This window comes from Nocardia bovistercoris (assembly GCF_015674855.1).
GTDB lineage: Bacteria > Actinomycetota > Actinomycetes > Mycobacteriales > Mycobacteriaceae > Nocardia > Nocardia bovistercoris.
This window is the reverse complement of record NZ_JADMLG010000005.1, coordinates 408,425-430,901: the sequence shown is the minus strand read 5'-3', so window position 1 is coordinate 430,901 and position 22,477 is coordinate 408,425. Positions and strand designations below refer to the sequence as shown.

At 70.1% G+C, this 22,477-nt stretch carries 2 protein-coding genes; both read left to right on the top strand.

Features of this window, described 5'->3' with window-relative positions:
* Positions 1-67 precede the first annotated feature (67 nt).
* Positions 68-14,416 carry a non-ribosomal peptide synthetase gene (locus tag IT779_RS15410; protein ID WP_196149980.1) on the top strand — a complete coding sequence of 4,783 codons (14,349 nt, stop codon included), beginning with the start codon at positions 68-70 and terminating at the stop codon, positions 14,414-14,416.
* Positions 14,417-14,730: 314 nt separating this feature from the next.
* The gene (locus IT779_RS37795; RefSeq protein WP_408637761.1) at positions 14,731-22,143 is read left to right on the top strand and encodes an amino acid adenylation domain-containing protein; all 7,413 of its coding nucleotides are present in this window, start codon (positions 14,731-14,733) and stop codon (positions 22,141-22,143) included.
* Positions 22,144-22,477 lie beyond the last annotated feature (334 nt).

Genomic DNA, 22,477 nt, shown 5'->3' with positions numbered 1-22,477 from the left:
GATCCAGCCGGGTTGGTGGGTTTCGGCGCTATCGGCAGGCTCGACGCGAGAGGAATGATGGACGCTGATGGATGGGGCACGCCGGGCTCCGCGCGGTCGGAGCAGGCGCCGGTCGACGGGACCGCTGTTCGTTCAGCTGCTGAGCGCGGCCGTGGAATCCGCCGCCGACGCCATCGCGGTGCGGGCAGGGTCCGACGGTGACGACGCCGGCGGCCGGGAACTCAGCTATTCCCGGGTGGACGCATTCTCGTCCCGGCTCGCGCGCGAACTGATCGCGCGCGGTGTCGGTCCGGGCGACGTGGTCGCCGTCGGCGTGCCGCGTTCGATCGAATCCGTGCTCGCCGTGTGGGCGATCGCCAAGACCGGCGCGGCCTACGTGCCGGTCGACCCCGCACTGCCGCGTGAGCGCGCCGCATTCATCCTCATCGATTCCGGCGCGGTGCTCGGGCTCACCGATACCGCGCATCGCGAGATGTTCGGCGCCGAGATCGAATGGCTCGAACTCGACGATCCGCGGCAGCGGGACCTGATCGCCGCGCGGGCCGCACATCCCGTCTCGTATGTGGACCGGGTGCGCGCGATCACCGAACAGCATGCGGCCTATGTGATCTACACGTCCGGGTCGACGGGCAGGCCCAAAGGCGTCGTGGTGACCCACACCGGACTGGCCGCGCTGGTCGGAGCCCTGCGCGAGCGGTACGCGGTGGATTCGACCGCGCGGGTACTGCACGTGTGCTCGCCGAATTTCGATGTGTCGGTGCTGGAATTCCTGCTCGCCTTCGGAGCGGGCGCGACCCTCGTGGTCGCGCCGCCGACCGTGTTCGGCGGGCCCGAACTCGCCGAACTGCTATGGCGGGAACGGGTTACGCACCTGGTGATCACTCCGGCGGCATTGGAGTCGGTCGAGCCGGGGCGCTTCGAGGACCTGCGGGTCGTCGTGGTCGCCGGTGACGCGTTCGGGCCGGGACTGGTCCAACGGTGGGCGACGCGCGGCCGGGCCTTCTACAACGGGTACGGGCCGACCGAGGCCACGATTCTGGCCACCGGGACCGGCGCCATGTGTCCCGACGCGCCGGTCACCATCGGGTCCGCGCTGCCCGGCGTCGGCGTGGTGGTGCTCGACGCGCGTCTGCGTCCGGTGCCGGTCGGGGTGAGCGGTGAACTGTATCTGTCGGGTCACGCGCTGGCTCGCGGCTACCTCGGGCGCGCCGCTCTGACCTCGGAACGGTTCGTGGCCAACCCTTTCGGGGCGTGCGCTGGCGCGCGGATGTATCGCACCGGTGATCTCGTGCGGCGTCGCGCCGACGGTGAACTGGATTACCTGGGGCGTACCGACTTCCAGGTGAAGATCCGCGGATTCCGCATCGAACTCGGTGAGATCGACGCGGAGCTGTGCGCCCACCCCGATGTCGACTACGCGGTGACCATGGGCAGGACCGCGCCATCGGGTGCGACCGTGCTCGTATCCTACGTGCTCGGGCGCAGAGGGATTCGCGTGGATGCGACGGAGCTGACGGGTTTCGTCGAGGCCACGCTGCCCGGCCACATGGTGCCGTCGGTGATCGTGGGTTTGGACGCGGTTCCGTTGACCGTCAACGGGAAATTGGATCGCGCGCGACTGCCGGAACCGGAGTTCGGCGCGGCCGTCTCGCGGGCTCCGATCGGCCCGGTCGAAATCCTGCTCGCCGAACTGTTCGCCGAGATCCTCGGCGTGCCGAGGGTCGGCGCGGATGACTCGTTCTTCGCCGCGGGCGGGGACAGCATCCTGTCGATCCGTCTCGTGTCACAGGCGCGGGCGGCGGGGCTGATCTTCACGACGCAGGACGTGTTCCGGCAGCGCACGGTCGCGGCGCTCGCGCGGGTGGTCGCGGTCGTCGACGGGGGATCCGCGACGGTCGAAGCGGCGGGCGGCGGGATCGGCGCGATCGTTTCGACGCCGGGCGTCGCCGAGTATCTGGTGCGCGGGCCGATGTTCGGGCAGTACACGCGGCGGGTGCTGCGGCTGCCCGCACAGGTCGATCGGGCGGCATTGGTCGCGCTGCTCGGCGCCGTCGTCGACCATCACGACATGCTGCGTGCGCAGCGGTATTCGAGGGCGGACGGGCCGGGAACGCGGGTGCTGCCCGGCGGGTCGGTCGACGTGAACGCGCTGCTCACCCGCGTGCACGTGCCCGGCGGACTCTCGGCCGCCGAGCGGGCCGTCTTCGCCGAGACGGCAACGGGTTTCGCGACCAGTCGGATCGATGTCGATGCGGGGCATGTGATCGCCTTCACGTGGTTGTCGCGGCCGGACGGGCCCGGTGCCCTGATCGTCGTCGCGCACGGGTCGGTGATGGATGACAGGTCCTGGGAGATCCTGGCCGAAGATCTGGCGACCGGCTGGGCGCGACACCGGGCAGGCGTCGCGATCACGTTGCTGCCGGTGACGAAGTCTTTCCGGCGTTGGGCGCGGGAATTGGCGGACAGTGTCGCCGTGCATGCTGACGAACTGCCGTATTGGCGCAGGTTGGTCGGGGTGCGCGAAGCGGTGACGGGTCCGCATGGCGGTGAGGTTGAGGTGCGGTACGGCGCCGAGTCCGTGGTGGTCGGTGAGCCGGCGGCGGGTGGGTTCGCTGCGAGGTCTGCGGCGGTGAGGTCCGGCGTGGATCGTCGCGTGGTGGATGGATTCGTGGGGGACGGGTCTGTGGCTGCGGGGGACGGGTTCGGATCGAGCGAGTCCGTGGTGGATATACCTGCGGTGGGTGGGGGTGGGCCTGTGGCGAGCGACTCTGCGGGACACGGTGTTGTCGCGGATGGGTTTGCGTCGGACGGGTCCGTGGTGGGTGGGTCTGCGGCGGGTGGAGGTGTGCCTGCGGCGAGTGGCTTCGCGGGCCATTGCGATGTCGCGGATGGGTTTGCGTCGAACGGGTCCGTGGTGGGTGGGGGTGGGCCTGTGGTGAGTGGCTTCGCGGGCCGTGGCGTTGTTGCGGATGGGTTTGCGTCGGACGGGTTTGTGGTGGGTGGGTCTGCGGTGGGTGGGGGTGGGCCTGTGGTGAGTGGCTTCGCGGGCCATGGCGTTGTCGCGGACGGGTTTGCGTCGAACAGGTCCGCGGTGGGTCGGCATGTGGCCGGTAGGGGTGTGTTTGCGGCCCACGGTTCCGTGGTGCACGAAGCGGTTTCGACGCGAGCGCGGGACTCGCCGGGGGGCTTGCAGGTGGATGTGCAGGCGGAGGCTCGGGGAGATGGGGGCGCGGCGTCTCTGCGGGTGGGTGATTCGGAGCGTTTCGGTGGTGCGGCCGCGGTTCGGGATTCGCGGATGGGTGGGGTGCTCGATCGGGACGGTGGGGTGCGGTGGGTCGATGTCGCGGTGTCGGGGGATGTGGCCGTCGCGGTGGGGAGTACGTTGCCCGCGTTGTATCGGGCGGGGGTCGAGGACGTGTTGGTGGCGGCGTTGGCTTTCGCGGTGCGGCGGTGGTGGGCGGTGCGGGGAGTGGACGCGCCCGTGACGCTGATCACGGTGGCGAAACAGCGGCGGGCCGACGCTGGGCGGACGGTCGGGTGGTTCGGGCACAGCTATCCGGTGGCGATCGATTTGTCCGGGTTCGCGACGGATTCGGTGCGTGGTTCGAGTGGCGGGGTGCTCAAGGCGGTCAAGGAGCAGTTGGCGGCGGTGCCCGGCGACGGCGTGGGATTCGGGGTGCTTCGGGAGTTCCATCCCGAGGGCGCTGCGCTCGCCGGTGCGGTGGGGTGGGTTCGGTTCGAGTATTCCGAGTCGGTGGCCCTATCGCGGGGTCGCGAGTGGCTGCCGACCGACGAACCGGGGCACGGCGGAGGTCCGGATGCCGCTGTGTCGCCACTGGTTCGAGAGCGTGTCCCGACCGACGAGCGGGGACAGGGCGCAGGGGCGTTCGGGAGTCCCGGAACCAGGGTTTCAGCGCCGGTTCGAGAGTGGGGGTCGACCGATGAACCGGGGCGGGGTGAGGGTGGTTTCGGCGGCTCGGAAGCTGCCGTCTCGGTGCGGGGTCGGGAGTGGCTGCCGACCGACGAATGGGGGCACGGCGGAGGGGCGGTCGGCGGTCTGGATGCTGTTGCGTCGCCGCCGGTTCGGGAGCGGATTCCGATCTGTGAATGCGGGCGGGACACGGGTGGTTTCGGTGGTTCGGGAGCCGCGGTCTCGGTGCGGGGTCGGGAGTGGCTGCCGACCGACGAACGGGGGCGCGTCGCAGATGCGTTCGTGGACTCGGATGCTGCTGTGTCGTACCAGGTTCGAGAGGTGGCGCCGATCGATGGCTGCGTGCAGGGCGGGGACGGTGGCCTCGGTGGTTCGGAAGCTGCTGTCTCGGTGCGGGATCGGGAACCGGGGCACGGTGGGGGTGCGTTCGGGGGGTTGGACGCTGCTGTTTCGGTGCGGGTGCGGGGTGGCGAGGGGGTGGTGTCGGGTGTGTCCTTCGGGGATCGCGGTGTGCTCGGGGCGGCCGGGACCATCGAGTTGGCGGGGTACTGGGTGGAGGTGCTCGAGGAGTTCGCCGTGCATGCGGGGGAGGTCGGGGCGGGTGGGTTGACGCCGTCGGATGTCGGGCTGGTTCGGGTCACGCAAGGGGAAATCGAGCGTTGGGAGCGGCTGCGGGGCGGGCTGGTCGATGTGTTGCCGTTGTCGCCGTTGCAGCGCGGGTTGCTTTCTCTCGCTCGGATTTCGGCGGGGGACGATCCCTATCTGTTGCAGATGGGTGTGGCGCTGTCGGGGATCATCGATGGTGAACGGTTGCGGCGGGCCGCGCAGATCGTGTTCGACCGACATGCGATGTTGCGCGTCGACTTCGGGGCGGACAGCGACGGTGAGCCGGTGCAGTTCGTGCGCGAGAGCGCGGCGGTGCCGTGGCGGGTTCGGCAGGCGCGGGCGGGCGCCGACGCGGAGGCGTTGCTCGCGGAGGAACGGCGCGGCGGGTTCGACCCCGAAGTCGGTCCGCTGCTGCGGTTCACGCTGTTCCACGCGGGCGACCTGCACGCCCACCTCGTGTTGACCGCGCACCATCTGCTGCTCGACGGCTGGTCGATGCCGCTGCTGATGAAGGATCTGCTGACCGCCTACGCCGGGGCGGCGCTACCGCCGGCGCCCGCTTATCGCGACTATCTGCGCTGGCTGGCCGGATACGATCGCGCGCGAGCCCTCGCCGCGTGGCGTGCCGCGCTGGCCGGAATCGCGCCGACCCGCGTCGCCGAGGTGCTGGCGTCGCCCGCCGTGACCGCCGAAGGCCACGGTGTTCACCTCGCCGACCTGTCTACCGAACAGACGGCCGCACTGACGGCATTCGCCGCCGCGCGGGAGATCACGGTGAACACCGTGGTGCAGGCGGCGTGGGCGCTCACGCTGGCATCATGCACGGGACGCTCCGACATCGTGTTCGGCGCCGTGGTTTCGGGGCGCCCGCCGCAGGTCGACGGGGTGGACGAGATGGTGGGGCTGTTCGTGGACACCGTGCCGGTTCGGGTCCGTTTCGAGCCGGGCCGCACGGTGGGTGAGGTACTGAGAGAGCTTCAGGCCGAACAGGTTTCGCTGTTGGACTGCCACCATGTCGGACTCGCCGATATCCAGCGGGCGGTCGGTGCGGGCGCGCTGTTCGACACCCTCGTCGCGTATCAGAGCTTTCCCGTCGATGTCGACGGGTTGCGCGCGGCCTACGGTGCGATCGACGGTCCGGAGATCGTGGATCTGTACGGCGCCAATGTCACGCACTATCCGCTGGCCGTGCAAGCGGAACTGCGCGCGAATCTCGCACTGCGGGTGCAGTATCGGCGGGATCTCGTCGACGCTGCCGTGGCGCGGGCCGTGGCCGATCGCCTGCACGCGTTCCTGCTGGAATTCAGCGCGGCGCCCGACGCGCTGCCGGTCGGTATCGAGGCGGGGTTCGACGCGCGCCGCGATGTGATCGGTCGTGCGCGGTACTGGCGGGAAGCGCTCGCCGAGCTTCCCGAGCGGGTGCGTATTCCCGCCGATCGTGTCAGGCCCGCGGTGGCGAGCGGGGAGATCGGGCGCGTGCGGGTCGAAGGCGAATGTCGGGGTCTGCGTGACCTCGCCGATTCGGTGGGCGCAACCGTGTTCGATATCGGCCACGCGGTGTTCGCGGTGCTGCTGGGCCGATTGTCCGGCATCGGAGATATCGCGATCGTATCCGAATACCCTGCGCCGCTTGCCGAATCTCACCGGAGTACGCCGGCGTCCCTCGGTGCGGGTGCGGGTGCGGGTGCGGGTGCGGGTGCGGGTGCGGGTGCGGGTGCGGGTGCGGGTGCGGGTGACGGCGTTGCCTTCGGCGATGGTCTCGTGGTGCTGCGGACCGATGTCGCTGCCTTCCAGAGCTTTCGCGCGTTGGTATCCCGGTCGAAGGACACTGCGCTGCGGGCTGTTGCAGCGGGTCCCGTGCCGGACGAGATGCTGTGCGGGCCTGCGGGTCCGCCGACTCGGTTCCTGTTCCGCGCAGGCATACCCTCCGAGAAGGACCGCCGCGGTCTCGCCGAAGAGCGGGGAAGGTTCAAGGATTCGGCCCCGCGCCACGATCTCGCGCTGCGCCTCGACGAGCTGGGCGACGTCGTCACGGTCGATTTCGCTTTCGACGCCGACCTTTTCGACAACGCGACCGTCCGAAGTTTCGCGGAGCGCTATCTGCGAATGCTGATCGCGGGCGTACGCGCACCGGACACGCCGGTGGACACCTTGCCACTGTCGAGTGCCGACGAACTGACCGCGCACACCACCCGGCGCCCCGTTCCGCTCGTCGCCGAAACCCTGACCGACCTGTTCGGCCGCGGTGCGGCGCTTGGCGAGGACCGTGTCGCGGTGCGGTACCGGCGTCGATCCATCGGCTACGGCGAATTGTCCGCGCACACCGCACGCCTGGCGCGGGTGCTGATCGGGCGCGGCGTCGGCCCGGAGGAGGTGGTCGCCATCGCCCTTCCGCGCTCCTACGACATGGTCGCGGCGGCGGTGGCCGTGGCAGGTTCCGGTGGCGCGCATCTCCCGGTCGACCCGGCCCATCCGCCCGGTCGGATTCGGTATCTGCTCACCGATTCGGGTGCGGCGCTGGGTATCACGCGCGCGAAATACCTGAACGGACTGCCCGCCGATATCGAATGGCTCGTCCTCGATGACCCGGCCACGGCGGATCTGATCGAGCGGCAGTCGTGCGAACCGGTGACGGACGAGGATCGCGTGCGTCCGGTCGATATCGCTAACCCCGCCTACATCATTTACACCTCCGGTTCGACCGGCACGCCCAAAGGCGTCACCGTCACGCACGCGGGACTCGGCGGTCTGCTCGCCGAGGCGGTGCGCCGCTACGGACTCGGACCGCACCATCGGATGCTGCACATCTGCGCGCCGAGTTTCGATCCGTCGGTACTGGAATGGCTGTGCGCGTTCGCGACCGGCGCGACCCTGGTGATCGCCGACGCGGCGGTGGCGGGCGGCGGCGACCTGTGGGAACTGCTGCGGTCCGAGGGGGTGACGCACGCGATCATCACGCCCGCCGTCCTCGGCACCGTCGATCCGGCGGGGTTGGACGCGCTGGAGGTGGTGTCGGTCGGCGGTGATGTGACCACGCCCGATCTGCTCGCGGCGTGGCGGCCGGGGCGTCGCTACTTCAACGCGTACGGTCCGACCGAGACCACCATCATCTCCACCTACGCGGAACTGTCGGCGGGACAGCGTATTACGATCGGCACTCCGGTCGCCGGGAGTTTCGCGCTGGTGCTGGACGCGCGACTGCGGCCGGTGCCGCCGGGTGTCGCGGGCGAACTATATTTGGCCGGTGCGGGTCTCGCGCGCGGGTATCACCGGAGGCCGTCGTCGACCGCCGCGCGATTCGTACCCGATCCTTGGGGTTCGCCGGGGGCGCGGATGTACCGCACGGGCGATGTGGTGCGGTGGCGGGTCCGCGAAGCCGCGGGGGAGTCGCGCTGGGAGCTGGAATTCTTCGGCCGCGACGACGCGCAGGTCAAGGTGCGCGGGTTCCGGATCGAGCCGGGGGAGATCGATGCGGCGTTGACCGGGCACGAGACGGTCGGATTCGCGGTCACGGTGGGGCGCGCGCTGCCGTCGGGGGCGACGGGACTTGTGTCGTATGTGCGCGCTTCGCCGGGGTGCGTCCCCGATCCGGCGCGGCTCACCGCTCACCTGTCGGATCTGCTGCCCGCCCATATGGTGCCGTTCGCGATCGTCGTCATCGATGCTCTGCCGCTCACCGTGAACGGCAAACTCGACCGGAAAGCGCTGCCGGAGCCGGTCTTCGCGGCGGCGCCGACTCGTGCGCCGCACGGCCCGGTGGAGTCGCGTCTGGCCGAACTCTTCGCGCGCGTACTCGGAGCGGGGTCGGTCGGCGCGCAAGACTCCTTCTTCACCCTCGGCGGCGACTCCATCATGTCGATTCAGCTGGTGTCCCTGGCGAAAGCGGCGGGCATCACCTTCACCCCGCGCGATGTCTTCGAACAGCGCACGGTCGCCGCGCTGGCCCGCATCGCCGCCACGGTATGGGACCGGGCCGACGACGGCATCGGTGAAATCCCCGCCACCCCTGCCATGCTCGAGTTCCTCGACGCAAGACCCGCCGAGACGAGAGTCGTGCCGATTCCCGCAGGCATCGACAGCGCGGGCCTCGTGGTCACCCTCGCCGCGGTCCTGCACCGCCACGACATGCTGCGCGCCCGACTCGATCGCGACGGCCCGCGACTCGTGGTCCCGCGCGAGGCCGCGATGGATGTCGACGCCCTGATCTCCGAGGTGCACGCGGATATCGACGACAGCGGCGCGAAGCTGCGCGAAAGCATCCGTGCCGCCGAACTGTCCGCGCCTGCCGCGTTGACTCCGGAGTCGGGCGGAATGATCGCGTGCGTGCGCGTCCGATGCGGCGGCGGCGATCTCCTCGTGGTCGCCGCGCACCCGATGGTCGTGGATCGGGCGTCATGGCGGATCCTCCTCGCGGATCTGACCTCGGCTTTCGAGCAGTATTCGGCTGGTCGACGCATAGAGTTGCCTTCGGTCGGCGTGTCGTTCCGGCGGTACGCGAACGCGTTGCTCGAAGCCGACCGGGACTGCGAGATGGCGTACTGGGCGCGTGCGCTGTCCGTGCCCGATCCGCCGATCGGTACGGGCGCGGTGGATTCCACCCTCGACATCGAGGCGACCGATGCCATCACGGTGCGGATTCCGGCCGAGGTCACGGGCGCGCTGCGCACAGCCGTTCCCGAGAGCTACCGGACCGATATCGAAACCGTGTTGCTGGCCGCGTTGGCATCCGCGGTGCGGGCCTGGCGGGCGCGGCACGGAATCGGCTTGTCCACCATGCGTATTCGGTCGACCGGCGATGATCGAGGGGAGAGTCGAACGATCGGGCGCTTCGCCTGCGGGTATCCGCTCGCGCTCGACCTGTCCGGCGTCGGCGCCGATCCGGCGGCGGTATTGCGTGCGGTCAAGGAACAGGTGCGCGCGGTGCCCGACCGGGGTGTCGGATTCGGTGTGCTGCGCCGAAGCCATCCTGACACGCTGCGCGGTGACCTCGGCCGGATCGGGTTCACCTACCTCGGATCCGTCGACGAGTCGGAAGTCGAGCGGGAAGGCGCGGCCGGTGCTCGGGCGGCGGTCGAAATCACCGCCGGGATCGTGCGGATGAGCTCCGGTGACTGCCTCGAGGCGGAATTCCGTTACGCGGGTGCGCTGTTGGAGGCTCGCGAGGTCGAAGACTTCGCCGCGGACTGGGTGCGCGCGTTGCGCGAATACGCCGCGCGAGTGGATGATCCGGCGTCGGGCGGTTTGACGCCTTCGGATGTTCCGCTGGTCGCCGTCACCCAGGCGCAACTGGACCGGTGGCGCGCGGAGCGGCCGGGACTGTCGGATGTGCTTCCGCTGCCGCCGCTGCAGGAAGCGTTGCTCGTGCTGTCCGACATTCTCGACCGGGACGCGGAGTACTACATCATCCAATTGTGCGCGGAATTGTCGGGCGCACCGGATGTCGTTCGCCTGCGGCGGGCCGCGCAGACCATCCTGGATCGGCACGCCAATCTGCGCGCGGCCTTCCTCACCCTGCCCGATGGCGCCTCGGTGCAGCTGATCGCGGACGGTGTCGAGGTGGGTTGGCAGGTGGTCGACGGGGTGCGGGAGAGCCGGTTGCCCGAGCTGCTGCGCGCGGACCGGCGGCGCGGATTCGATCCTGCGGTGGCGCCGTTGCTGCGGTTCACGGCGTATGTCACCGGTTCCGGGCGCGTGCACCTCGTATTGACCGGGCATCACATGCTTGTCGACGGCTGGTCGATGCCGCTGCTCATGCGGGAGATGCTCGTCCTGTACGCGAACGGCGGGGACGCGACCGCGCTCGATCCGGTGCGACCGTATCGGGATTATCTGAGTTGGCTCGTGGCGCAGGATCGCGACCGCGCGCGGCAGGTCTGGTCCGACACCATGCGCGGAGTCACCCCGACACTGCTGGCTCCCGAGCTGACCTGGCCGCCTGCTGCCGACAGCGGTTTCGGCCACCTCGAGTTCGAGCTCTCGGAAACGTCGACCGCGACTTTGACCGCAGGCGCGTGCGCCGCCGAGGTGACCCCGAATACGGTCCTCCAAACCGCTTGGGCACTGGTGCTTTCCGCGAGTACGGGCAGCGACGACGTGGTCTTCGGCGCGACGGTGTCGGGGCGGCCCGCGCAGCTCGAGGGGGTCGGCGACATGATCGGCCTCTTCATCGACGCCGTCCCGGTCCGCGCGCGGGTGGACGGCGGGTCGGGGCGCGCGCTCATGCGGCGAGTGCAGGCCGAACAGGTATCCGTTCTCGACCACCACCATCTCGGTCTCGGCGAGATCCAACGCGTCGCCGGGTGCGGCGACCTGTTCGACACCATGGTGGTCTTCGAGTCGTTCCCGGTGGACGCGGACGGTCTGCGCGCCGCGAGCGACGCGCTCGGCGGTCTGCGGGTCGAGGCGGTGACCGGCACCGACGCCACCCACTACCCGATCACGGTCTTGGCCTTCCTCGAGACCCGTCTGCGGGTTCGCCTGGAGTTCCGGCGTGATCAGGTGTCGGAGACCGCGGCCGGTGCGCTTGCCGATCGCTTGCGTCGCGCCGTGACCGCGCTGGTGGCCACGCCGGATCTGGCCGCTGCCGAAATCGCGCGCACGATAGCCGAATCCGACGACGCGATGCGACAATCCCGGTATTGGCGCACCACTTTGGCCGATCTGCCCGACCGGCTCACGCTGCCCGCGCCGACCGTGGTGTCGGAAGGGACAGGGCGCGTGCGGTTCTCGGTGCCCGCCGAACTGTGGGACGGTGCACGTTCGATGGGTGTGCTTCCGTCGACGGCGCTACGCGCGGCGTCGGCGGTGCTGCTGGCGCGATTGTCGGGAACCGAGGACATAGTGATCGCGACCGAGCTGGTGCATCGTATCCGGGTCGACCGCGCCGCTCGGATCAGCGATCTGCTGGCCGAGACACAGCGGGTACACGCCCGCGCGGCCGAGCACGCGGGCATCCCCTTCGAAGAGTTGGCGGGGTTGCTCGGCGTGCGGCAGCCGTTGTTCCACTTGGCTCTGCGCACGCACGGACCGGGATCGTCGGGTGATCTCACGGTGGTGGCGGATGTCGATTCCGGTGCCACTGACGGTGAATTGTTCTTCCCGAGAGAGTATTTCGACGATCTCTCCGCGCGCGTATTCGCCGACCGCCTCGTGCGAATCCTGGGTGGAATCGTGCGAGATCCGGAAGCGACAGTGTCCGAACTGCCATTGCTCGACGCCGAAGAAGCGCGACGGCTGACCGAAATGAGCGGCGCGGCGCCGCCGCTGCCCGTCACGTTGGCGGACCTGCTGACCCGAGGCGTCGCATACGGACCCGACCGCGCCGCCGTCCGCGACGGCGGTCGGACCTACACCTACGGCGAATTGGACGCCGCCTCCTCGCGATTGGCCCGCGTGCTGATCGAACGCGGCATCGGACCGGAATCGGTGGTGGCGCTGCTGATCCGGCGCTCCTACGCGATGGTCGTCGCCGTATGGGCGGTGGCGAAGGCGGGTGCCGCGTATCTCCCGATCGACCCCGCCCTGCCGGTGGATCGAATCCGCTACATGCTCGCGGATTCCGCTGCGACATCTGGGATGACCTGTGCGGGGTCGCCTCCGCCGAAAGGGGTGGACTGGCTTGTGGTCGATGACCCTGCGGTCGTCGCCGACTGCGCCACGCGTTCGCCCTCGCCCATCGGCGCGGCTGATCGCAATGCCCCGCAGCGACTTTCGAATGCCGCTTACGTCATCTACACCTCCGGCTCCACCGGCAGGCCCAAGGGTGTCGTGGTGACCAACACCGGACTCGCCGCCCTCGCCGCCCGCGTGCTCGAAGTGCTGGATGTGGGCCCGGAGCACCGGGTGTTGCACGTATGCTCGCCGAGTTTCGACCAGTCGCTCGAAGAACTGGTGAGCGCCGCGGTCTCCGGCGCGACCACGGTGATCGCGCCGCCGGACACCGTCGGCGGCGCGGAACTGCACGCGCTGTTGCGCGCGGAGCGGATCACCCACATGATCGTCACCCCCTCCGTGCTCGCCACCGTCGACCCGTCCGGGCTGCCGGACCTGGCGGTCGTCTCGTTCGGCGGCGAAGCCCTGACCGCCGACCTGCTCGCGGTCTGGCAGCCCGGCCGCCGCGTAGTGAACGGCTACGGACCGACCGAGGCCACGATCGCCTCCACCTATGCCACCCTGCGCGCGGGCGACCCGGTGACCATCGGCGCACCGGTGCCCGGCCTCACCGCGGTGGTGCTCGACGAGCGGCTGCGCCCGGCGCCGATGGGTGTGGTCGGTGAGCTGTACGTGTCGGGCCCGGCGCTGGCGCGCGGATACCACCGGCGGCCCGACGTGACCGCGCAGCGGTTCGTCGCCCATCCGTGGGGTGCGCCTGGCGCGCGCATGTACCGGACCGGTGACTTGGTGCGTTGGGTTCCGGTGCGCGACGGCGGTTGGGAGCTGGAATACCTCGGCCGCACCGATTTCCAGGTGAAGATCCGCGGCTTCCGGGTGGAACTCGGCGAGATCGACGCGGTGTTGGCCGCGCATCCCGCGATCACGTCCGCGGTGACGGTCGGGCGGGAGAACGCGGCGGGCGCGCCGATACTGGTGTCCTATGTGACGGGGCGAACACCCGACCCGAGGGCATTGATCGGATGGGCGGCGGCGCGACTGCCCGCGCACATGGTCCCCACGGCCGTCGTCGTGTTGGACGCGCTGCCGTTGACGCCGGTCGGCAAACTCGACCGGGCCGCGCTGCCCGCCCCGGATCTGCGCGGCGCCGCCTACCGCGAACCCGAGGCGGGCGCGCAGCGGTTGGTGGCCGAGGTGTTCGCCGAGGTCCTCGGCGTGGATCGGGTCGGCGCGGACGACAACTTCTTCGAACGCGGCGGCAATTCCCTGCTGGCGACCCGGGTGAGCGCGCGGCTGTCCGCCGAAATGGACCTCAGGGTGCCGGTGCGCAGCGTGGTGACCGCGCCGACGCCCGCGCTGCTGGTCGCCGACCTGCGAGCGCGCGGCGCGGGCGGATCGGAGGCGGCCTACGAGGTGCTGCTGCCGCTGCGGACCTCGGGACGCGCCGAACCGCTGTTCTGTGTCCACCCGCTCGGCGGCATCGCCTGGTCGTTCGCGGGCCTGGCCGCTCATCTCGACCCGGATCGCCCGATCTACGGACTCCAGTCGCCCGCGCTCGGCTCGGCGGGGCCGCTGCCGGATTCCATCGAGGACTGGGCCGAGCGCTACGTCGAACGCATCCGTTCCGTCCAGCCGCACGGGCCGTATCACCTGCTCGGCTGGTCGCTGGGCGGTGTGCTCGCGCACGCCATGGCCGTGCGGTTGCAGGACGAGGGCGAGCGGGTCGGACTGCTCGGGATGCTCGACAGTCGCCTGCCGAACCCACCCGGCACAGCCGAGGCGGAGCCGGATACGCGGGCCGTGAGCGTGGCGGACCTGCTCGACAGTCGCTTGCCGAACTCACCCGGCACAGCGGAGGCGGAGCCGGATACGCGGGCTGTGAGCGTGGCCGACCTGCTCGGCGGGTTGCTCGGCGACCGGCTCACCGAATTCGATCTCAGCGGATTCGATCCGAGCGAACTGGCCGAGCGTCTGGCCGGGTTGCCCGAGCCGTTCGCCTCGTTCGGGGTGCGGCGGATCGAGCGGGTCGTCGCGGCCGCGCTCGAATCGATCGATCTGGATGCCGCCTACCGCGCCCGCCCTTTCGACGGGGACATCCTGTTCTTCACCGCCGCCGAGGACGGCGCCGCGGGCGCGGCGAACGCGCGGACCTGGACGGGTGCGGTCACCGGCGCGGTGCGCGATCATCCGGTGCCCGCCACGCACTGGCGAATGACCGGCGACGCCGCCCTGCGTCGTATCGCCGAAGTCCTGTGCCATTGGCTGTGATGCTGATCACCCCTGCTTGCCGTGCCGACCTCGCGCCCACCGACCTGTGCGCGCCGGTGTGCGACCGCGCGCCGCCGAGTACCGATGCATCGCAGGGGTTGCCGATGTCCACGGGGTTTGCGTGCCGAGGCTGACGGATATGATGGCTCGGACCGCGCTGGCCCTGGATCGATATCCCACGGGGGTGGGGCCGAGAACAGGACGGCCGTGCGGCCGAGTTAGACGCGAGAGGTGATCACACCCGAATGGAAACTGCACGTCGTTCTGGCCGTTCTAGTCGTCGTCGCAGGTCGGGCAGCCCCACCTTCGGCCAACTGCTGACCGCCGCCGTCGAGTCGGCCGCCGATTCGATCGCGGTGCTCGGCGTCGACGCCGCCCTCACCTACCGTCAGCTCGACGCGGATTCCTCCCGGCTGGCCCGCGAACTCATCGAACGCGGCATCGGTCCCGGTGACGTGGTCGCCGTCGGCATCGCGCGCAGCGTCGAGTCGGTGCTCGCGATCTGGGGCATCGCCAAGACCGGCGCGGCCTACGTCCCGGTCGATCCGGCCTATCCGGCCGACCGCATCGCCCACATCCTCACCGACTCCGGCGCGACCATCGGACTCACCACCCACGGGAACCGGGCGGTGCTCGGGACGGCCGTGTACTGGATCGAGTTGAGCGATCCCGTGGTCGCCAATCGGATCGCGGAGCGGCCCGAACACCCGATCTCCTATACCGACCGGGTCCGCCCGCTCGACGAGCGCCACCCCGCTTACGTGATCTACACCTCGGGGTCCACCGGCAGGCCGAAGGGCGTGGTCGTCAGTCACACCGGTCTGGCCGGGTTGGTCGCGGCCGAGCGCGAGCACTACGGGGTCACCGAGCGGTCGAGGGTGCTGCACGTCTGTTCCCCGAACTTCGACGTCTCGGTACTGGAACTGCTGCTCGCCTTCACCGCGGGTGCGACGCTCGTCGTGGCGCCGCCGCGGGTGTTCGGCGGTGTCGAGTTGGCCGAGTTGCTGCGCCGCGAGCGGGTCACGCACATGCTGATCACGCCGGGCGCGCTGGAATCGGTGGATTCGGCCGATCTGCCCGACCTCGAGGTCGTCGTGGTCGCGGGCGACAAGTTCGGTCCGGAACTGGTCGGACGCTGGGCCGACGGGACCCGCTCGTTCTACAACGGCTACGGGCCGACCGAGGCCACCATCCTTGCGACCAGTTCCGTGCCGCTGCGCGCGGACGAGCCGGTGACCATCGGCAGTGCGATTCCCGGCGTCGGCGCGTTCGTGCTCGACCCGAGGCTGCGTCCGGTGCCCTCGGGTGTCATCGGTGAGCTGTATCTGTCGGGTCCGGCGCTCGCGCAGGGCTATCTGGGGCGTCCCGGGCTGAGCGCCGAGCGGTTCGTCGCGAGTCCGTTCGGCGCGGACACCGGCAATCCAGGCGCCAGGCTCTACCGGACCGGTGACCTGGTGCGCCGCGCCGAAGAGGGCGGTGCGATCGAATACCTCGGCCGGGTCGACTTCCAGGTCAAGGTGCGCGGATTCCGCATCGAACTCGGCGAGATCGACAACGCGCTGACCTCGCATCCGAGCATCGATTACGCCGCGACGCTCGGCAAGACGCTGCCGTCGGGGCAGACGGCGCTGGTGTCGTATGTGCTGCCGCACGAGCGCGCCGAGGTCGACACCGCCGAACTGATCGCCTACATCGGTGAATCCCTGCCCGCGTACATGATTCCGGCCGCGATCGTCGTGCTCGACGAGATCCCGCTGAACGCGGTGGGCAAACTCGATCGCGCCGCGCTGCCGGAACCGGTGTTCGCCGCGCGGGAATTCCGGGCGCCGACCACCGCGACCGAGGAGCGCATCGCCGAGGTCTTCGGCGCGCTGCTGCTCGGCGCCGACACCCGGGTCGGCGCCGACGACGACTTCTTCGAACTCGGCGGCAACTCGTTGCTCGCCGCGCAGGCCGCCGCGCGCATCGGCTCGGCGCTCGACGTGCGGGTTCCGGTGCAGTTGCTGTTCGAGGCTTCGACGGTGTCGGCGCTGGCCGAGCGGGTCGAACAGCAGGCGGCCACCCCCGCCGGGCGCGCGTTGCACGCGGTGGAGCGGCCCGCGCGGATTCCGCTGTCCTACGCGCAGCAACGCATGTGGTTCCTGAACCGCTTCGATTCCGACAGCGCCGTCAACAACATCCCGGTCGCGGTGCGGCTGTCCGGCAGGCTCGACGTGGCCGCGCTGCGCGCCGCGGTCGCGGATCTGGTCGAGCGGCACGAGGTGTTGCGCACGGTGTATCCCGAGATCGACGGGCTCGGTGTGCAGCGGGTGCTGCCGCCGGGCGATCCGCTGGCGATCCCGGAGTTCACGGTGCTCGACGCCACCGAGGACAGCGTGCCGGAGCTGGTCGCCGAGACCGTGCTCACCGGCTTCGACGTGACCATCGCGCCGCCGATCCGGCTTCGGGCGCTTCGCCTGTCCGACAGTGCGCACGTGCTGGTCTGCGTGGTGCATCACATCGCGGGCGACGGCTTCTCCATGGGGCCGCTGACTCGCGACCTGGTGACCGCGTATGCCCGGCGCGGCGCCGGTCTCGAACCGGGGTGGCCCGCGCTCGAGGTGCAGTACGCCGACTACGCGATCTGGCAGCGCGAAACCCTCGGAGCCGAGGACGATCCGGAATCGCTGCTGAGTCAGCAGATCTCGTACTGGCGCACCGAATTGGCCGGTCTGCCAGAACAATTGAATCTGCCCGCCGACCGCACCCGGCCCGCCGTCGCGACCAATCGCGGCGCGACCTTGCGTGCGAACGTATCGCCAGAACTGCACGAAGCATTGCGTTCCGTTGCGGCGCAACATAATTCGACACTGTTCATGGTGGTGCACGCGGCGCTCGCAGTGCTGCTCTCGCGGCTGTCGGGCACGAGGGACATCGCCATCGGCACACCGGTCGCCGGACGCGGCGAGGCCGCGCTCGACGATCTGATCGGCATGTTCGTCAACACCCTCGTGCTGCGCACCGAGGTCGATCCCGGCGCCACCTTCGACCAACTGCTCGGCCAGGTCAGGGCGCGCGATATCGACGCCTTCGGGCACGCCGACGTGCCGTTCGAACGGCTCGTCGAACTGCTCGACCCGGCGCGCTCCACCGCGCGCCACCCGCTGTTCCAGGTCCTGCTCGTACTCCAGAACCTCGCGCCGACCGCGCTGGAACTGCCCGAACTCACCGTCGCGGGCGTCGAGCTCGCGGTGCCGCTGGCCAAATTCGACCTGCAGCTCGAGGTGGTCGAGGACATCGACCCCGACGGCGCGGCGCGCGGGCTCTCCCTGGCCTACACCTACGCGACCGACCTGTTCGACGAACCGACCGTGCGCGATCTCGCCGACCGGTTCGAATCGGTGCTCATCGCGCTCGCCACCGAATCCGGCGCGGTGGTCGGCGATATCGACCTGCTCGCCGACGGTGAGCGGGAACTCGTACTGCGCGCGTGGAATACGCCGGGCGCGGCGGTTCCGGAGGTGACGCTGGTCGACCTCGTCGCGGTGCAGGCGCGGCGGCGTCCCGACGCGGTGGCGATCCGATTCGGCGAAATCACGGTGACCTTCGCCGAATTGCAGCGCAAGGCCAACAGTGTCGCGCGGGCGCTCATCGCGGCGGGCGCGGGTCCGGAGCGGCTGGTCGCGGTCGCGGTGGCGCGCACCGAGGAACTGCCGGTCGCGTTGCTCGGTGTGCTGCTCAGCGGTGCGGGCTATCTGCCGATCGACACCGCCTACCCGGCGCAGCGGTTGGAATTCATGCTGGCCGACGCGAAGCCCGCCTGCGTGCTCACCACCGAAAGCGAGTACGAATCGGTGCCGTCCGGTGGCGCGCCGGTGGTCCTGCTCGAACACACCTCGGCCTACGCTTCCGCGCCGATCACCGACGCCGAGCGGATCGCGCCGTTGCGGTCCGACAACCTGGCCTACGTGATCTACACCTCCGGATCCACCGGCGTGCCGAAGGGCGTCGGGGTCGCGCACCGCAATGTGGTGGAACTGTTCGCGAACACGCAGTCGCTGTTCGAATTCGACGAGACCGACGTGTGGACGCTGTTCCACTCCTTCGCCTTCGACTTCTCGGTGTGGGAACTGTGGTGCGCGCTGGCCAACGGCGGCACCGTGGTCGTGGTCGACTACCTGACTTCGCGGTCGCCGGAGTTGTTCCGCGAGTTGCTGATTCGTGAACAGGTGACGGTGCTGAACCAGACGCCGTCGGCGTTCTACCAACTCGCGGAGGCGGATCGGGCCGCGCACGGGGGCGGTGCGGGCAAATTCGCGTTGCGCTACATCGTGTTCGGCGGTGAGGCGCTGGATCCGCGCAGATTGCGGCGCTGGTACGAGCGGCATCCGGTGGACACGCCGTGGCTGGTCAATATGTACGGCATCACCGAAACCACCGTGCACGTGTCGTTCCTGGCGCTGGACGGGCAGATGGTTGACAACCCGGCCAGCGTCATCGGGCGCGCGCTGCCCGGTCTCGACGCCTACGTGGTCGAGGAGCGTTTGCATCCCGCGCCGGTCGGGGTCGCGGGGGAGATCACCGTCGCGGGCAAGCAGTTGTCGCGCGGCTATCTCGGCAGGCCGGGGCTCACCGCCACCCGATTCGTCGCGAACCCCTTCGGCGTTCCCGGGTCGCGGATGTATCGCACCGGCGATGTCGGCCGGTGGGTCGGGCTCGGCGGCAAAGCGAACCTCGAATACGCGGGCCGCAGTGATCAGCAGGTCCAATTGCGTGGTTTCCGAATCGAACTCGGTGAGATCGAGGCCGCACTGCTGAATTGCGCGGGTGTGGGTCAGGCCGTGGTCGTGGTCGACACCGACGAGCACGCGGGCGACCGGCTCATCGGTTACGTGGTACCCGCAGCCGGGGCGCTCGACTCGGCTGTCGCGGCAGGCGGATCGGACACGGTGGAAACCGATTCGGCCGTCACGGCGAGTGGTGCGACCGCTGCGGCGCGGGGTTCGGCTACCGGATCGCACGCCGCGGCCGCGACTTCGTTCGGGTCCGCGGGCGGCGCTGTACGTGATTCGGTCGCCGCATCAGCGACCGCCGCCGCGCGTGAAACCGCTTCCGCGAGAATGGATCCGGTCGCCTTGCGCGCCGAGGTCGCGCGGTTCCTGACCGGATACATGGTGCCCGACGCGATCGTGGTCCTGGACGAACTGCCGTTGACCCCCAACGGCAAACTGGATCGCAAAGCGTTGCCCGCGGCCGAATTCGTCAGTGGCGCGGCCTATCGCGCGCCGTCCTCGCCGATCGAGCAGGCCGTCGCCGAGGTGTTCGCCGAACTGCTCGGCGGCGTCGAGATCGGTCTGGACGACGATTTCTTCGCTCTCGGCGGCAATTCACTGCTCGCCACGCGTGCGGTCGCGCGGGTGAACGCGGCGCTGGACGCGAATGTCGCGGTGCGCGAGTTGTTCGAGGCTTCGACGGTGGCCGCACTGGCCGGGCGCGTGCAGGCGGGCGCCGGACGCGAGCGTGCTCCGCTGGCCAGAGGGCTTCGCCCGGAACGGATTCCGCTGTCGCTGGTGCAGCAGCGGATGTGGGTGCTGAACCGGCTCGATCCCGGCTCGCCCGCCTACAACATCCCGCTCGCCATCCGGCTCACCGGCGCGCTGGACGTGTCCGCGCTGCGCTATGCCGTCGCCGACGTGTTGGAACGGCACGAGGCGCTGCGCACCCGCTACCCGGAAGCGGGTGCGGGCGGAGTGCCGTATCAGGAGATCCTGTCGGTTGCCGAGGCATTGCCGGGCGGACTAACGGTCGAGGCGACGGATGATCCGCTCGCCCGCATCGGCGCGCTCATGTCGACCGGTTTCGACGTCACCGCCGAGGTGCCGTTGCGTGCGGCGCTGCTCGCGGTCGGGTCCGACGCGCACGCCGAGGAACACCTGCTCGCGGTCGTCGTGCATCACGTCGCGGCCGACGGCGTGTCCATGACACCGCTGGCGCGCGATCTGGCGACCGCCTACGTCGCGCGGATCGAGGGCCGCTCGCCCGCGTGGGCGCCGCTCGAGGTGCAGTACGCCGATTTCGCGCTGTGGCAGCGCGCGGAGATCGGCGAGGACACCGACGCGGACTCGGTGGCGGCGCGGCAACTCGCGTACTGGCGCGAACAGCTCGCCGGGTTGCCGGGGCAGCAGGCGCTGCCGCAGGACCGGCCGCGTCCCGCGGTGCCGTCGCTGCGGGCGGGCACCGTATCCACCACATTGCCCGTCGAGACCCACGACGCGCTCGCCGCCCTCGCGCGCGCCCGCAATTCGACCCTGTTCATGGTTGTGCACGCCGCGCTCGCGGTGCTGCTCGCGCGCATGTCGGGCGGGTCCGATATCGCCATCGGCACCGCGGTCGCCGGTCGCGGTGAACGGGCGCTCGACGATCTGGTCGGCATGTTCGTGAACACCATCGCCCTGCGGACCCGCGTCGATTCCGGTGCGCGTTTCGCCGAACTCGTCGAGGTGGCGCGCGAGACCGACCTGTCCGCCTTCGGCAATGCCGACGTGCCGTTCGAGCGGGTGGTCGAGGAGGTCGCGGCCAGTCGCGGCGGCGGACGCGATTCCCTCTTCCAGGTGGTCCTGTCTTTCGAGAACACCGAGGCGCAGACCCTGGAGTTGCCCGGTCTCACCATCGCCGGACTCGACGCGGGCGCGGTCGCCGCGAAATTCGATATGCAGGTGGTCGTCGACGCCCGCCGCGGCGCGGACGGCTCGACCGGCCCGCTGCACGTCGTCCTCAACTACGCCGCCGACCTGTTCGACGAGTCCACCGCGCAGGCCTTCGCGCGCCGGTTCGAGCGCATCGTGGCGGCCGTCGCGGCCGATCCCGATGTGGTCGTCGGCGATATCGACATCCTCGACGCCGAGGAGCGCGACCGAGCACTGGTCGGCACGGGCGGTACGGAAGCGGTCGAGTCGGGTGGCGCGGGCGCTGCGCTCGGTCAGTCGCTGACCGCCGCCGTCGAGGACGATCCGGAAGGCCCGGCGATCGTGTGGGGCGAGCGGGTCGTGACCTACGCCGAACTCGACGCGGGATCCTCGCGTCTGGCGCGGGTGCTGATCGAGCTGGGCTGCGGTCCAGGCGACGGTGTGGCGGTGCGGCTGGATCGCGGCGTCGACCGGGTGATCGCGCACTGGGCCGTACTCAAGGCAGGCGCCGCGGTGGCGCGCGCTTCGGCCGCCGCGGTGACGATCGGCACCGGCGCGGCGGCCTCGGGAGCGAATGCGCTCGCGCTGGACGATCCCGCCGTGCGCGTCCGCATCGATGAGCAGTCTCCGCGCCCGGTGACGTACGCGAACCGGGTGCGCACGCTGCGCGGCGGTGATCCGGTGTGGATCGCCGCGGGCGGCGCGCCGGTGACCTACGACGAACTGGCCGCCGCCGCCGACCGCTTGGCCCGCGCCGAGCTGACCTTCGAATCCCGCACCTACGGTTTCGCACCCGACTCCGTGGCGACTCTGCTGGAGACGGTGACAGCAGGCGCGAACGGCGCCTCCGTCGTGGTGAGTCCGGACGGCGGCGACCCGACTTGGCTGCTCGCCGAGGAATGGATCACCCATGTGTTCGTGGACGGTCGCACCGCGGGAGGGCTGGAAACGGCGGAACTGGAGGATCTACGGACGGTGGTGTTCGACGGTGACCGGTCGACCGCCCCGGCGTTCGGCGAGGCGGTCGACGTCGTGACGCTGCCGGAGCTGTTCGGTCGGTGACATGGATGGTGGCGGCGGACGGTGTGCTCGGGGGTGAACCGGTGCCCGCCCTCGCGACCGCGGCCGATCTCGTGATCTTGTCGGAGTCGTGCGGTCGGTGACAATCGCGGGGCCTACCGAGCCATCGGCGGATCGGCACGACGCCATCGCTGTCGAGCGGAGCTGACGGTGACCGTGCGCGAGCTGAGGAACCGGTGATGTCGGCCGGGTTCATGACTTCGCTCACGGACCCTGGGGTATGCGAAGGCGGGGTGTTCGTGGTCGTATCGATGCCGTGTCGTGTCGAATATGTGCTTCCCGCGGTAGCCGGGTGCTGAACTGCGCGTCTGGTAAC